The sequence below is a fragment of the Streptomyces sp. HNM0645 genome (assembly GCF_030056615.1).
Classification (GTDB): domain Bacteria; phylum Actinomycetota; class Actinomycetes; order Streptomycetales; family Streptomycetaceae; genus Streptomyces; species Streptomyces marianii.
Map to the genome: position 1 here is coordinate 1 of NZ_JASHLT010000086.1, position 13,027 is coordinate 13,027.

Consider the following 13,027-nt stretch of genomic DNA (forward strand, 5'->3'; position numbering starts at 1 on the left):
GCGATCAACCAGCTCAACCAGCTCGGCTACACCGTCACCCTCAACCCGAGGGAGCAGCCAGCCTGACCGACGACCCCGGACACCCGGCGACCCCACGGCCACCGGGCGTCCAATGCTGCCCACACCGACCCTGACCTGCTGCTATTTACGCGTCAGAGACCCTTTCCCAGGCAAAGCCGCAGGTGGCGGCAGACGAGTCGGGCTGTACGCCGGGTTCTGTCGCCCGGTGACCTCGCGGTCGCCGGGGAGACGGCCATCCATCTAGGACCGGTGTTGCCACCGGCCTCCTGCGGTCTACCCGCGGACTCGGGCGGGCAGCCCTCGGTCGTCCGCGCAGGGCCACCGTCCCTTTCGGGCGGCGGCCCCTCTTGACCTTGCTCCGGGTGNGTGACCTCGCGGTCGCCGGGGAGACGGCCATCCATCTAGGACCGGTGTTGCCACCGGCCTCCTGCGGTCTACCCGCGGACTCGGGCGGGCAGCCCTCGGTCGTCCGCGCAGGGCCACCGTCCCTTTCGGGCGGCGGCCCCTCTTGACCTTGCTCCGGGTGGGGTTTACCGAGCCGCCTGAGTCACCTCAGGCGCTGGTGGTCTCTTACACCACCGTTTCACCCTTACCGGGGACCGAGGTCCCCGGCGGTCTGTTCTCTGTGGCACTGTCCCGCGGGTCACCCCGGGTGGGCGTTACCCACCACCCTGCCCTGTGGAGCCCGGACGTTCCTCGGGAGGCCCCTGAGGGTCCTCACGCGGCCGTCCGCCCGGCTCGTCTGCCGTGTCGACCATGCTACCCGGCGCATCCGGGTCCGGGCACCGCCGTACCGGCTCCCGCCGGACCGTGCTCTCCCGCCGCCCCTCCCGGGCCCCGCCGGAGCCCGCACTCCCGCCGACCCTCCCGGCCCGCTCCCGGCCCCGCCGACCCGCCGGTCCCGCCGGTCCCACCGGTTCCGCCAGCCTGCTCGTTCCCGCTTGACCTGCTCGTTCCCGCTTGACCTGCTCGTTCCCGCTTGACCTTGCCGCAGCGTCAGGGTTTCTACTGAGGCCATGCGGATCGGAGAGATCGCCGCACTCGTCGGGGTCACCCCGCGTGCCGTGCGGCACTACCACCATCAGGGCCTGCTGCCCGAGCCCACCCGCCGGGCCAACGGCTACCGGGACTACTCGGTGCGCGACGCCGTGCTGCTCGCCCGTATCCGGCGGCTGACGGAGCTCGGGCTCGGGCTCGACGAGGTCAGGGACGTGCTCGCCGACGACGCGGGACGGGAGCTCGTGGGGGTCTTGGAGGAGCTGGACGACGATCTCGCCCGGCAGCAGGGACTGCTCTCCGAACGGCGCGAACGGCTGGGTGCGGTGCTGGAGCAGGCGCGCTCCGGGCGGCTGCCCGCCGAGGGTCCGGTGTCGCCGGAGCTGGCGGCGCTGTTCGGCAGTCTCGCCGCGGAGACCGCCGGGCGGCCCGAGTCCGCGACGGCGGCGAAGGACCGCGAGGTGCTCGCCCTGCTGGACACGGTCGTCCCGGCCGGGGAGCGCGACCGGCTGCTCGGCGCGATGCGACGGATGACCGAGGCTCCGGGCGCGGTGGAGCGCGCGTACCAGGTGTACGGGCTGCTCGACGCGCTCGCCGACGCCGACACCGGCGATCCCCGGGTCGAGGCGGCGGCCCGGGCGCTGGCCGACTGCATGCCCGACGAGGTCGCTGAGGAGCTCGGGGAGAAAGGCGCACCGGCGGGAGAGGGCGGGAGCACGTTAATGGACGCCTTCTTCGCCGAGTTCCCCCCGGCCCAGGCCGAGGCCGTGCGCCGCGCGCTGCGCCTCGTCGCGGAGCGGGCCCGGTGACGCGGGTGAAGCGCCTGCTCAGAGGTGTCGCCTATCTCGTCCTGCCCGCTGAACTGGCGCTCCTGGTCTGCCTGATGGCGGGGCTCCGGCCGCCCGCGCAGGTGATGGCCGCCGCCGAGGCGGCCGTCCTGCTCCTGCTGCTGGCCGAGGCCGCCGTGTTCCTCCGTCTGTGGCGCGGGCAGGGGATGACACCGCGCGAGGCCGTGCGGGAGCTGGTGCCGGAGCCGGTGCTCCGGCTGGCCGGGCACGAACTGCGGCTCATGTGGAGCCTGCTGCTCTGGGCGGCCCGGCGGCGCACCGGTGTCGGCCCGGGAGACCAGGTCTTCGGGCACGCCCGGAACCAGGCCGCGCTCCTCTTCGGCTTGGGCTTCGTCTGCGTCGTCGAGACCGTCGGGATGTCGTACCTGCTCAGCCCCTGGCCGGTGCTGCACGCCGTGGTGCTCGTCCTCGACGTCTACACCGTCCTCTTCGTCGTCGGTCTGCACGCGGCGTCCGTGACCCGGCCGCACACGCTGTCCGAGGACGTGTTGCGGCTGCGCCAGGCCGCCCACGTCGATCTGCGGATCCCGCTGGAGCGGATCGCCTCTGCCTCCCACGAGCTGGTGTTCACGCACGACAAGAAGGAGGACGGCGTGCTCAACCTGCCCGTCGGTGCGCAGACGTCGCTCACCCTCACGCTGTCGGAACCCGTCGAGTCGGTGGGGCTGCTGGGCAGGACGCGCCGGGTGCACACCGTTCGCTGCCACGCCGACGACGCCCGTGACCTGCTGCGGGCGGTCACGCGGGCGCGAACCGCACTTGCGCCGCCCCCGGATCGGCCAGCGTGAGCCGCACCCGCAGCGCCTCGCCCAGCGGGAGCTCAGCCCCGTCGCCGTCGACCGGGGCGACGACCGCCGGATCGTCCAACTGGACGGTGCCGAGGTCCGGTTCACCCTCCCGCACGTCCACCACGAACCCGTCGAAGACATCGCCGATCCGGCCCGTCAGCAGGGCCGCCTCGACGGTGTCGACGCTCTGGCGCTCGACGGTGTTCGCACGCCGGTTCCCCTCCACCATCTCCCGCGGGACGACGTCCAGTGACTCCCGTACCCACTCCGGGGGCTCCCGGCCCTCGGACGCGGCCAGGCACAGCTCGCCCGTGTACCGGTCGACGAGCCTGCGCAGCGGGGCGGTGCAGTGCGTGTACACGTCCGCGACGGCCGCGTGCACCGAGGGGTCGGGCAGCCGTCCGCCGCTGAACGCGCTGTAGCCGGCGCCGCGCAGCAGCGCCGTGCACTCCTGGAGGAACGCGGCGTGCCGGCGGTTCGACGGATCGAGCGACCGGACGACCTGCGCGTACGGGACATGGTGCGGCCAGGGGACGCGCAACGCCCGCGCGGTCCTGCGCAGCCGGGCGACGGCTCCGCCCGGCGCGGTCGGGAGGGTCCGCAGGATGCCGGTCCCGGCGGTGACCATCAGCCCGGCCGCGGCCATGCCGGTCAGCAGCGAGATCTGGGCGTTCCAGCGCTCCACGGGGTACGGGGCGCGGAACTCCAGTGCGTAGGAGTGGTCCTGGGTGACGATCTCCTGCTCGGGCAGGTTGAGCGAGATGCCACCCCGCTCCACTTCCAGCCGCTCGCGCAGCAGCCCGATCTCCTTGAGCAGGGCCACCGGCTCCTCCGCCGCGCCCGAGTCGATCTGCCGCTGCACCCCCGCGTAGTCCAGTCTGGCCCGGCTGCGGACCAGGGCCCGCCGTACGTCGGTGGCGACGGTCCGGCCGTCCGCGTCCAGGTCGAGGGTCCACAGCAGCGCGGGCGCGGTCCGGCCGGGCAGCAGACTGGCCGCGCCCTCGGAGAGCACCGGGGGGTGCAACGGGACCTTCTCGTCGGGGAAGTACAGCGTCTGCGTCCGCCGGTGCGCCTCGGCGTCGAGCGCGCCGCCCGGCGGCACGAACGCGGCCATGTCGGCGATGGCGTACCGCACCCGGTAGCCGCCGCGCGGCCGCCGTTCCAGATACATCGCCTGGTCCAGGTCGGCGGACGCCGGCGGGTCGACGGTGAAGAACGGGACGTCCGTCGCGTCCCGTTCCGGCGGCCGCGGGTCCCGCGCCGTCCGCTCCGCCTCGACGAGCACCTCGACCGGGAACCCCGCGGGTACGCCGAGCCGTGCCCGCAGCGCGCACAGGCAGGCCAGCAGCAGGTCGCCGGCCGCGCAGGTCACGTGCATACGACGGCGTGGCATGTGCCGAGCGTATGGCGGGGGCGACGGGGGTGCGACCGGGGCGTGGGCGTGCCCCGGTCGCACCCGCGCGGCCCCGCCCGCAGTTCGGCCCCGGGACCGTGCCCGGCCAGGGGACCGGCCCCGGGCACGGTCCCCGCCCGCCGTGCCCGGGCGCGCTGGACGACGGCGCTCCGCGCAGGACCACCCGTGAACGCAGGGGGTCCGCGACGACCACCGGTGGGGGGAAGGGGCTCCGCGCAGGACCACCGGTGGACGCAGGCGCTCCGCGCACGACCGCCGGTGAGGGAAGGGGTTCCGCGACGGCGGCGTGCGTGGCGGCGGAGTCCGCTGCTGCGGACGGCCCGCGAGGCGGGCTGCGGACGGCCGGCGCGGTGTGCCGATGCGGCCGACTACGCTGGCGAGGGGCCGCACCCCCGCTGTCCGTACGTCGCAGAGGAGAAACGCCGTGCTCGTGCTGTTGCCGCCGTCCGAGGGCAAAGCCGCTTCGGGGCGGGGGGCGCCGCTCAAGCCGGAGGCCCTGTCGCTGCCCGCCCTGGCCGCGGCGCGCACACAGGTGCTCGACGAGCTCGTGGAACTGTGCCTGGCGGACGAGGAGAAGGCCCGCGACGTACTCGGGCTGAGCGAGGGGCTGCGGGACGAGGTCGCGAAGAACGCCGGGCTGCGCACGGCCGGAGCGCGCCCGGCCGGCGAGATCTACACGGGCGTGCTGTACGACGCGCTCGGACTGGCCACGCTCGACGCCGCCGCGCGCCGGCGGGCCCGGAAGTCGCTGCTGGTGTTCTCCGGGCTCTGGGGCGCGGTCCGCGTCGACGACCGGATCCCCTCCTACCGCTGCTCGATGGGCGTGAAGCTGCCCGGTCTCGGGGCGCTGGCCGCGCACTGGCGGGCACCGATGGCGACCGCGCTGCCCGAGGCCGCCGGGGACGGGCTGGTCCTGGACCTCCGCTCGTCGGCGTACGCGGCGGCGTGGCGGCCGAAGGGCGAGATCGCGGGCCGTACGGCCACCGTGCGGGTGCTGCACTCGCAGATCGTCGACGGCGTCGAGAAGCGCTCCGTGGTCTCGCACTTCAACAAGGCGACCAAGGGCCGCATCGTGCGCGGTCTGCTGGAGTCCGGCGCCGCGCCGAAGGACCCGGCCGGACTGGTCGGGGCGCTGCGCGACCTCGGATACACGGTCGAGGCGGAGGCGCCGGACCGGCCGGGGAAGGCGTGGGCGCTCGACGTGGTGGTGACGGAGATCCACTGACCGTCCGCCGGTGACGCCGCCCCCGGCGCGGACGACGCGAGCATCCTGGCCGCGGTGGAGCCGCTGCTGCCGGAGAAACGCGGAGGCGCAGACCGCCACGGCGCTCGCCGACCGTCACGCGTCCGCCGTCGGCCGGCGTGCGCCCGCCGGGGGCCTTGTGCCCGCCGACCCCCTTGCTGTGCGCGGGGTGCACCATGCGTCGCACGGAGCGTTTGGCAGGGGAGGGCGCCGGCTGACCTCCGTGCTCGGCCTGGCCCCGTCGTCCCGGTCGTCGTGCTGGACGACGCCGCCGAGGTCGTCCCGCTCGCCCTTGCGCTCGTGGCGGGCGTGCGGCAGTTCGCGCTGCGCGGGCGCTCGCGGTGGTTTTCGGCCGTGCCGCCGGCGTGGCAGGTGTCGTCCGTGTGGCCGGCGCGGCCGTCCGCGATCGCCGGACGGGCTGGGCCGTCGCGCCCTGCCCGAGCGGCGGGCGTGGCGGTCGGGTCGGCGCCGGGGCTCGTGGCCGCGCGCGCATGAGCTGCCGCGCCCCGACGCGACCGTGAGCGTGGCGGGCCCGGGCGCCATGAATCACGCCCGTGCCCCGATCACGCCCCCGCACCCCGGCACGTTCCCCGGCCCCGGCCCGTCCCGGTGCCGAAGGCCCGGGGCCCCGCGCGCGGCCGCGCAGCGCCGTGGTCAGCGCAAGTGGCTCGTGTCGTTCAGCAGCCGCAGCGAGGCGTTGCCGTCCGCGTAGTACGCCACCGCCGACACCGACGCAGCCGAGAGCTCCATGCGGAACAGGGACTCCGGGGGCGCGCCGATGGCCAGGCGGACCAGGGTCTTGATCGGGGTCACGTGGGTGACCACGAGGACCGTGCGCCCCCGGTACTCCCGCACCAGCCGGTCCCGCGTCGCCGCGACCCGCCGCGCCACCGTCGCGAAGCTCTCGCCGCCGCCCGTGGGCTCCGCCTTCGGGGACGCGAGCCAGGCGTCGAGGTCGTCGCCGTACCGCTCCCGGACCTCGGCGAAGGTCAGGCCCTCCCACGCGCCGAAGTCCGTCTCGCGCAGCCCGTCGTCGATCCGCACGTCGAGCCCGAGGCGGGTCGCGACGGCCTCCGCGGTCTGCCGGCAGCGCTTGAGCGGCGAGGAGACGATCGCCTGGATCGTGCCGCGCTCGGCCAGCGCCGCCGCCACGGCCTCGGCCTGGCGACGGCCGACCGCGGACAGCTCGTGGTCGCCGCTGCCGGAGAACCGCTTCTCCGGGGTCAGCGCGGTCTCTCCGTGCCTCAGCAGGACGAACGTCGCCGGCGGCCCGAGGTCCGGGCCCCAGCCGGCGCCCTCCACCTCGGTGCTCTTGGGCAGCGTCGCCTGCGCGGCCACCGCGCGCGCCGGGGCACCGGACCCGCCCGTCTCGGACACACCCGCGTTCCCCGTACGGGAGGCCAGTGCCGCCCGTGCCTTCGCCGCGCCCGCCGCCGCGTCACCGACGACCCGGGCCGCCCGCACGTCCTCGGCGGAGGACGACAGCGCCGCCGAGGACGCCGACGGCTCCCACTGCTCGCCGCGGCGTCCCGCGTCCATGGCCTCGTTGGCCAGCCGGTCCGCGTGCTTGTTGCGCTCGCGCGGGATCCACTCGTACGTGACCCGTCCCGACGGGAAGATCCCCGCGGCCTCGGCCGCGAGCGGCTTCATGTCCGGATGCTTGATCTTCCAGCGGCCCGACATCTGCTCCACGACGAGCTTGGAGTCCATGCGGGCGTGCACCCGGGCGTCGGGATCGAGTTCCCTCGCCGCCCTCAGACCGGCGATGAGGCCCCGGTACTCGGCGACGTTGTTCGTGGCGACACCGATGTACTCGGCCCGCTCCACCAGCGGTTCCCCGCTCGCCGCGTCGCGGACGACGGCCCCGTACCCCGCCGGTCCCGGGTTGCCCCGGGAACCCCCGTCGGCCTCGACGACCAGCCCGCGCATCAGAGACCGGACTCCGACGTGCGGACGAGGATGCGGCGGCAGTTCTCGCAGCGCACGACCGTGTCGGGAGCGGCGGCGCGGACCTCGTTCAGCTCGGTGATGTTGAGCTCGATGTGGCAGCCCTCGCAGCGGCGCTGGTACAGCCGGGCCGCGCCCACCCCGCCCTGCTGCTCGCGGAGCTTCTCGTAGAGCTTCATCAGGTCGGCGGGCACCGAGCCGGCGACGACCTCGCGCTCCTTGCCGACCGACGCGGACTCGCCGTCGAGTTGCTCGAACGCAGCGTCCCGGCGGGCCGTGGCGTCGTCGACCTTCGCCTGGACGGAGGAGACGCGCTCGGTCAGTTCGGCGACGCGCTCCTGCGCGGACTCACGGCGCTCCATGACCTCGAGGACGACGTCCTCCAGGTCGCCCTGGCGCTTGGCGAGCGAGGCGATCTCCTTCTGGAGGTTCTCGAGGTCCTTGGGAGAGGTGATCGCGCCGGAGTCGAGACGCTGCTGGTCCCGCACGGAGCGCTGGCGGACCTGGTCGACGTCCTGCTCGGCCTTGGTCTGCTCGCGGGCGCAGTCGCTCTCCTCCGTCTGCGCGGCGACGAGCAGGTCGCGCAGCTGCGAGAGGTCCTTGTTCAGCGACTCCAGTTCGACGTGCTCGGGCAGGGACCTGCGCTTGTGCGCGATCTGCGACAAACGCACGTCCAGGGCCTGGACGTCGAGGAGTCGGATCTGGTCGGCGGGCGCGGCGTTCAGTTGGGGGCTCCAGAGGTGTGGTGGGAGGACCAGGGGTCGGTGACCGTCTTGGAGACATGGACCCGCAGGTTCCAGCCGTGGCGGTCGGAGATCTCGTCGAGCTGGGCGGCGGCCTGTTCGCACCAGGGCCACTCGGTGGCCCAGTGGGCGGCGTCGACCAGCCCGAGCGGCGCCTGCTGAACGGCCTCGGACACGGGGTGGTGCCGCAGGTCGGCGGTGAGGAACGCGTCGACGCCGGCGGCCCGGGCGGCCCCGAAGAGGCTGTCGCCGGAGCCGCCGCTGACGGCGACGCGGCGGACGGTCGCGTTCGGGTCTCCCGCGACGCGGATGCCCTGGGCGGTGGCGGGCAGCCGCGCGGCGGCGCGGGCCGCGAACTCGCGCAGCGTCTCGGGGTGGTCGAGTTCGCAGATCCGCCCCAGGCCGTTCTCGGGCACGAGGGGACCGGTGACGCGGAGGTCGAGAGCGCCGGCGAGGGCGTCGGAGACGCCGGGGTCGGCGGTGTCGGCGTTGGTGTGCGCGACGTGCAGGGCGATGTCGTGCTTGATGAGGGTGTGGACGACCCGCCCCTTGAAGTGGGAGGCCGCGACGGTCGTGGTGCCGCGCAGATAGAGCGGGTGATGGGTGACGACCAGGTCCGCGCCGAGTGCGACGGCCTCCTCGGCGATCTCCATGACGGGATCGACGGCGAAGAGGACGCGGGTGATCTCGGCGTCGGGCTCACCGCAGACCGTGCCGACGGCGTCCCATTCCTCTGCCCGCTCGGGAGGCCAGAGGGCGTCGAGCTCGGCGATGACTTCAGACAGACGGGGCACGGAGGCAAGGCTACCTGCCCGCCGTGTCCGGCCGTCCGTCGCCGGGTGCCCCGGGGACCCGCACGGCCGGGCGGCCCCCGGTCCACCCGACCGGGCGGCCCCGACGTGCGAGAGGACTCCTCCGCGGCGGTGGCGCACGAACGGCCCCCGGCGGCCCGGCTCAGGCGCCTCGCCTCGGTCCTCGCCCCCTGGAGCACAACAGCCGCCCCTCCCTCAGGCAAATCCGGATTCGGCCATCCTTATGTGTGAAGTGAACCGGCTCACGGTGTTCGGCTGGAAGTGCGAAAACTAGCTTCGATGGCCGGAGGTGACCATCCGATGACAGCGTGTGCCATCGAGGAAGCCGCGGAGCACGAGGCCGTACGGCCCGAACCGCGGGCGGCGCTCACGGTCGGCGCGGGCGGCAGTTACGCGGCGCGCCTCGCGGGGCGCGGAGACGCCCTGTTCGCCGAGCGCTGGACGCTCGACGGTCCGGAGCCGTACGCGGTGCCGCTGCCGCTCGGCCAGCCCGAGGAGGCCGACACGGAGGTGGCCCCGCTCGCCGACGGACGGGTGCTGGTCCACCGGCGGGTGGCGGGGCTCCGTTCGTTCTCCCTGCTCTACCCGACGGGGCCGGGCACGGGTGAACTTCCGCTGGGCTCCGTGGAGTCGGCCGAGCTTCGGCTGCTCCCGCCGTCCCCGGACGGCACCTGTGCCTATGCGCTGGCGCCGGGCGAGAGCTCGACGGCCGTGTGGCTGGTGGCGGGCGGGGCGTTCGGGCCCGAGCGGGTCGCGGAGGTGCCCGGCCGCTGCTCGGGCGGGGTGTGGCTGGACCGCACGGGCCGGATGCTGGCACTGGACCGCGAGCGGGACGGGATCACCAAGGCGGTGGTCGTCGACCTGGAGCGGGGCGGCGAGGTGACGCCGCTGCTGCAGATCACGGAGGACAGCAACGACCGGTTGCTGCTCGCCGACGCGGAGAGCGGGCTGCTGATGATCCGCTCGGACGCGGCGGGCCACGACCGGCTGGGGTGGGGTGTGCTCGGGAGCCTGCGGCCGGCTCGGTTCCCGGAGTGCCTGCGGCTGCCGGACGCGGCGGTGACGCCGTTCGCGATCCAGCCGGGGCGGGTCCTGATACCGGAGAGCTGCGCGGTGGCGCTGAGGATCGACGCGGCGGCGGGCACATGGGTGGGGGTCTGGCGGCCGGCCGGGCGGCGTCTGCACCAACTCCCTTCACCGGAAGGATGGTTGGCCGGTTCCGGGCTTTGGAGCCGGGAGGGGGTGCTGCAACTGCCCTGCACGACGGAGGCGGTGACATGCGGGGTGGCGCGGCTGGAGCCTCCCCAGGACCTCCTTCCGCCCGCACCCGCCATGGAACCGGCACAACCGGAACGCGCAGGTGGGGAACCGCACGGAGGTACGGGAACTGCCCCGTGCAGACCCGTGCCGCTGCAGCAGGCGCCTCTCACGGGGCGCGCGGCACCTGGTTAGACTCTGCGGCCGGGGACACGCAGCCGCGCCGTGCGGATGCCGACGGTGACGGCTACCCCGGTGACACCACATCGGCGATGGAACAACGGGGTGAATTCCCACATGTCTGAGGCCCGAACCGACACGACCCAGGCGCGTCCGCAGGGAGCGGGCGCGAACCAGGCCGAGGCCGTCGGCTCCGGCAAGCACCGGGGCGGTGCCGCTGCTTCGGAGGACACGACGTCTCCGGCGCACGGCCGCCACCGCCGCCCGACGAAGGACGAGGCGGCATAGCAGCGCCGCGAGGCGCATGGGTGGGTGAGGGCCGCCGCGGAAGCCCGCGGCGGCCCTCACCCACGTCAACGGCCGCCTCGTGGGTGCACGCGCGTCGCCGGACGTCTCCACGACGACGGCCCGATCCGCGGCCGCCTCCGTGGAGACCCTCGCTCACACCGGGCCGCCACCGGAGCGCCCCGCTCACACCCCCGGCCGTCTCCACGACGACGACTCGGCCCCGGCCCTCGCCTCGGGAGCCGGTGGCGGCGCGCGGAACCGGGCGGTGCCGGGCAGTTCCGGCGCACCGAGTGGCATCGGCCGGCCGACGTCCCGGTACGCCGGCCGTGCCGGTGGGGCGGAAGCCCGGGGACTACGCCCGCTTCAGCGACAGCACCTCCGTCGCCGCGAAGGTCTCGTCCGGCGCCCGGTCCGCGTAGTACGGGCCGAGGAGGCCCGTCAGCTCCTCGTACGAGAAGGCCTCCTTGGCCGAGTCGAACTGTGCCGCGACCCTCGGGCGGTCGAGGACCGCGACCATGCCCCCGTGGACGACGAGGAGTTGCCCTGTGATGCGGGACGCGGCCGGGGATGCGAGGTAGCCGACGAGCGGGGCGACGTGTTCCGGGGCGAGCGGATCGAGTTCGCCGGGGGCCGGTTCGCCGAATCCCGCGAAGACGTCCTCGGTCATGCGCGTACGGGCCCGGGGGCAGATCGCGTTCGCCGTGACGCCGTACTTCCGCAGTGCCGACGCCGTCGAGGTGGTCAGGCCGACGATGCCGCCCTTGGCGGCCGCGTAGTTGGGCTGGCCCGCCGAGCCCGCGAGGAACGCCTCGGAGGAGGTGTTGACGACCCGGCCGTAGACCGGGCCGCCCGACGCCTTGGACCGTTCGCGCCAGTGTGCCGAGGCGAAGTGGGTGGTGTTGAAGTGGCCCTTGAGGTGGACCCGGATCACCGAGTCCCACTCGTCCTCGCTCATCGAGAAGACCATCCGGTCCCGCAGGATGCCCGCGTTGTTCACGAGGATGTCGAGCTTGCCGTACATGCCGACGGCAAGGGCGACGAGGGCCCCGGCCGCCTCGAAGTCCGAGACGTCGCCGGTATGGGCGACCGCCCGGCCGCCCGCCGCCCGTATCTCCTCCGCGACCTGTTCGGCAGGCGCCGTGGACGCCTCGCCCGAGCCGTCACGGCCCGGCTGCCCGTAGTCGTTGACGACGACAGCCGCGCCCAGCCGTGCGAGTTCGAGCGCCTCGGCCCGGCCGAGGCCGCGGCCCGCGCCCGTGACGATCGCGGACAGGCCCTGGAGTGGGAGTGACATCGCGGTCCCCCCTCAGATCTCGATACAGGTGCGCAGCGCCTCGCCCGTACGCATCTGGGTCAGGGCCTCGTTGATCTCCGCGAGCTGTACCCGGTGGGTGATGAGCGATTCCAGGTCGATCCGGCCGGCTCGCCAGAGCGCGATGGTCCGTTCGTAGGAGCGGAGCACATCGCCGCCCCCGTACATCGAAGGCAGGATCCGCTTCTCGTCGAAGAACAGCTCGAACATGTTGAGCTGGAGGAAGTCGTCCATGGCCCCGGCCCCGACGATGCACAGGGTCCCGCCTCGCCGGGTCGTCTCGTACGCCGACCTCGCGGTGGCGGACTTGCCGACGACCTCGAACACGTAGTCGAAGCCCTCGCCGCCGGTGATCCGCTGCCTGGCGTCGCCGAGCGCGTCCGGCGCGACGGCCTCGGTGGCGCCGAAGGCCAGCGCCGCCTCGCGCCGTGAGGCCACCGGATCGACGGCGACGATCTGCGCGGCGCCCTGCACCCGGGCGCCCTGGATGGTGGAGATGCCGACGCCGCCGCAGCCGATGACGGCGACCGACGAGCCGGCCTCCACCCTGGCGGTGTTGATGGCCGCGCCGAGCCCCGTGGTGACGCCGCAGCCGATGAGCGCCGCGATCTCGTACGGGACGTCGTCGGGAATCGGCACCGCGCAGCCGGCGTCGACGACGACCTCCTCCACGAAGGTGCCGGTCCCGGCGAAGCCGAAGACATCGCCGCCGGGACGCCTGAAGTTGGGCGTGCCCGCGTTCATGAACCCGGCGAGGCAGAGCTGGGTCTGACCTCGTCGGCAGGCCGGGCAGCTTCCGCAGGCGGGCAGCCAGCACATCAGCACCCGGTCGCCCTGCTTGACGGCGGTCACGCCGTCGCCGACGTCGAGCACCTCCCCGGCACCCTCGTGGCCCGGGATGAACGGCGCCGGTTGCGGCAGCACCCCGCTCATCGCGGAGACGTCCGAATGGCACAGCCCGGTTGCCCTGACCCGGATCCTCACCTTGCCGGGGCCGAAGCCCACCGTCTCGACGTCGTCGAGGACGTCGAGCTTGTCCTGGCCGATCTCGTGCAGTACGGCAGCGCGCATGTGCGCCCCCTTCGGAAGTCGGGCTTCGGGTTCGGGCTTCGCTGTTCACGGGGCCGGGGGCGGAGAGCCGGGACCGGCTGGCGGAGAGCCGGGACCGGCTGGCGGAG

11 protein-coding genes and 1 other RNA gene are annotated in these 13,027 nt (G+C 74.3%); 5 read left to right on the forward strand and 7 right to left on the reverse strand.

Features of this window, described 5'->3' with window-relative positions:
• Positions 1 to 408: 408 nt before the first annotated feature.
• An RNA gene (rnpB, locus tag QMZ92_RS34915) (RNase P RNA component class A) lies at positions 409 to 751 on the reverse strand.
• A gap of 286 nt (positions 752 to 1,037) precedes the next feature.
• Between rnpB and QMZ92_RS34920 the strand changes: the two genes are divergently transcribed.
• Together QMZ92_RS34920 and QMZ92_RS34925 are read left to right on the forward strand one after the other, a co-directional pair.
• Positions 1,038 to 1,826 (forward strand): MerR family transcriptional regulator, encoded by a 789-nt coding sequence (locus tag QMZ92_RS34920; protein ID WP_283301826.1) that lies wholly within the window; start codon positions 1,038 to 1,040, stop codon positions 1,824 to 1,826.
• On the forward strand, positions 1,823 to 2,653 hold the full coding sequence (locus QMZ92_RS34925; RefSeq protein WP_283301828.1) for a hypothetical protein: 831 nt from the start codon (positions 1,823 to 1,825) through the stop codon (positions 2,651 to 2,653). The genes QMZ92_RS34920 and QMZ92_RS34925 overlap by 4 nt, the downstream gene beginning before the upstream one ends.
• Here the strand turns inward: QMZ92_RS34925 and QMZ92_RS34930 are convergent.
• Complete coding sequence (locus QMZ92_RS34930; protein WP_283301830.1) at positions 2,604 to 4,046, reverse strand: RNB domain-containing ribonuclease; 1,443 nt, start codon at positions 4,044 to 4,046, stop codon at positions 2,604 to 2,606. The two genes, QMZ92_RS34925 and QMZ92_RS34930, sit on opposite strands and share 50 nt — an antisense overlap.
• Positions 4,047 to 4,491: 445 nt before the next feature.
• Between QMZ92_RS34930 and yaaA the strand changes: the two genes are divergently transcribed.
• Entirely contained in the window at positions 4,492 to 5,292 is an 801-nt protein-coding gene (gene yaaA / locus QMZ92_RS34935; protein ID WP_283301832.1) for a peroxide stress protein YaaA, read from the forward strand.
• 672 nt (positions 5,293 to 5,964) lie between these two features.
• On the opposite strand, the gene QMZ92_RS34940 is transcribed toward yaaA, so the two are convergent.
• Genes QMZ92_RS34940 through QMZ92_RS34950 form a run of 3 tightly spaced genes read right to left on the reverse strand, consistent with a single transcriptional unit; the run spans position 5,965 to position 8,794 of the window.
• The gene (locus QMZ92_RS34940) at positions 5,965 to 7,239 is read right to left on the reverse strand and encodes a bifunctional RNase H/acid phosphatase (RefSeq protein ID WP_283301833.1); all 1,275 of its coding nucleotides are present in this window, start codon (positions 7,237 to 7,239) and stop codon (positions 5,965 to 5,967) included.
• Positions 7,239 to 7,982: a zinc ribbon domain-containing protein gene (locus QMZ92_RS34945; protein WP_283301846.1), complete on the reverse strand. Its 744-nt coding sequence runs from the start codon at positions 7,980 to 7,982 to the stop codon at positions 7,239 to 7,241. Before QMZ92_RS34945 ends, QMZ92_RS34940 begins: the two co-directional genes overlap by 1 nt.
• Entirely contained in the window at positions 7,979 to 8,794 is an 816-nt protein-coding gene (locus QMZ92_RS34950) for a Nif3-like dinuclear metal center hexameric protein (RefSeq protein ID WP_283301835.1), read from the reverse strand. The genes QMZ92_RS34945 and QMZ92_RS34950 overlap by 4 nt, the downstream gene beginning before the upstream one ends.
• 318 nt (positions 8,795 to 9,112) lie before the next feature.
• Here QMZ92_RS34950 and QMZ92_RS34955 point away from each other — a divergent pair, with 318 nt between their 5' ends.
• Entirely contained in the window at positions 9,113 to 10,264 is a 1,152-nt protein-coding gene (locus QMZ92_RS34955) for a hypothetical protein (RefSeq protein ID WP_283301837.1), read from the forward strand.
• A gap of 102 nt (positions 10,265 to 10,366) precedes the next feature.
• The gene (locus QMZ92_RS34960) at positions 10,367 to 10,537 is read left to right on the forward strand and encodes a hypothetical protein (RefSeq protein ID WP_283301840.1); all 171 of its coding nucleotides are present in this window, start codon (positions 10,367 to 10,369) and stop codon (positions 10,535 to 10,537) included.
• A gap of 352 nt (positions 10,538 to 10,889) precedes the next feature.
• Here QMZ92_RS34960 and QMZ92_RS34965 read toward each other — a convergent pair whose 3' ends face one another.
• The gene (locus tag QMZ92_RS34965; protein WP_283301842.1) at positions 10,890 to 11,831 is read right to left on the reverse strand and encodes a 3-oxoacyl-ACP reductase; all 942 of its coding nucleotides are present in this window, start codon (positions 11,829 to 11,831) and stop codon (positions 10,890 to 10,892) included.
• 12 nt (positions 11,832 to 11,843) lie between these two features.
• On the reverse strand, positions 11,844 to 12,920 hold the full coding sequence (locus QMZ92_RS34970; protein WP_283301844.1) for a Zn-dependent alcohol dehydrogenase: 1,077 nt from the start codon (positions 12,918 to 12,920) through the stop codon (positions 11,844 to 11,846).
• Positions 12,921 to 13,027: the final 107 nt, after the last annotated feature.

What these genes read in the sequence shown, in the direction of transcription:
- QMZ92_RS34920 (WP_283301826.1), top strand. Translation starts at nt 1,038, where the DNA reads ATGCGGATCGGAGAGATCGCCGCACTCGTCGGGGTCACCCCGCGTGCC.
- QMZ92_RS34930 (WP_283301830.1), bottom strand. Translation starts at nt 4,046, where the DNA reads ATGCCACGCCGTCGTATGCACGTGACCTGCGCGGCCGGCGACCTGCTG.
- QMZ92_RS34940 (WP_283301833.1), bottom strand. Translation starts at nt 7,239, where the DNA reads ATGCGCGGGCTGGTCGTCGAGGCCGACGGGGGTTCCCGGGGCAACCCG.
- QMZ92_RS34955 (WP_283301837.1), top strand. Translation starts at nt 9,113, where the DNA reads ATGACAGCGTGTGCCATCGAGGAAGCCGCGGAGCACGAGGCCGTACGG.
- QMZ92_RS34960 (WP_283301840.1), top strand. Translation starts at nt 10,367, where the DNA reads ATGTCTGAGGCCCGAACCGACACGACCCAGGCGCGTCCGCAGGGAGCG.
- QMZ92_RS34965 (WP_283301842.1), bottom strand. Translation starts at nt 11,831, where the DNA reads ATGTCACTCCCACTCCAGGGCCTGTCCGCGATCGTCACGGGCGCGGGC.
- QMZ92_RS34970 (WP_283301844.1), bottom strand. Translation starts at nt 12,920, where the DNA reads ATGCGCGCTGCCGTACTGCACGAGATCGGCCAGGACAAGCTCGACGTC.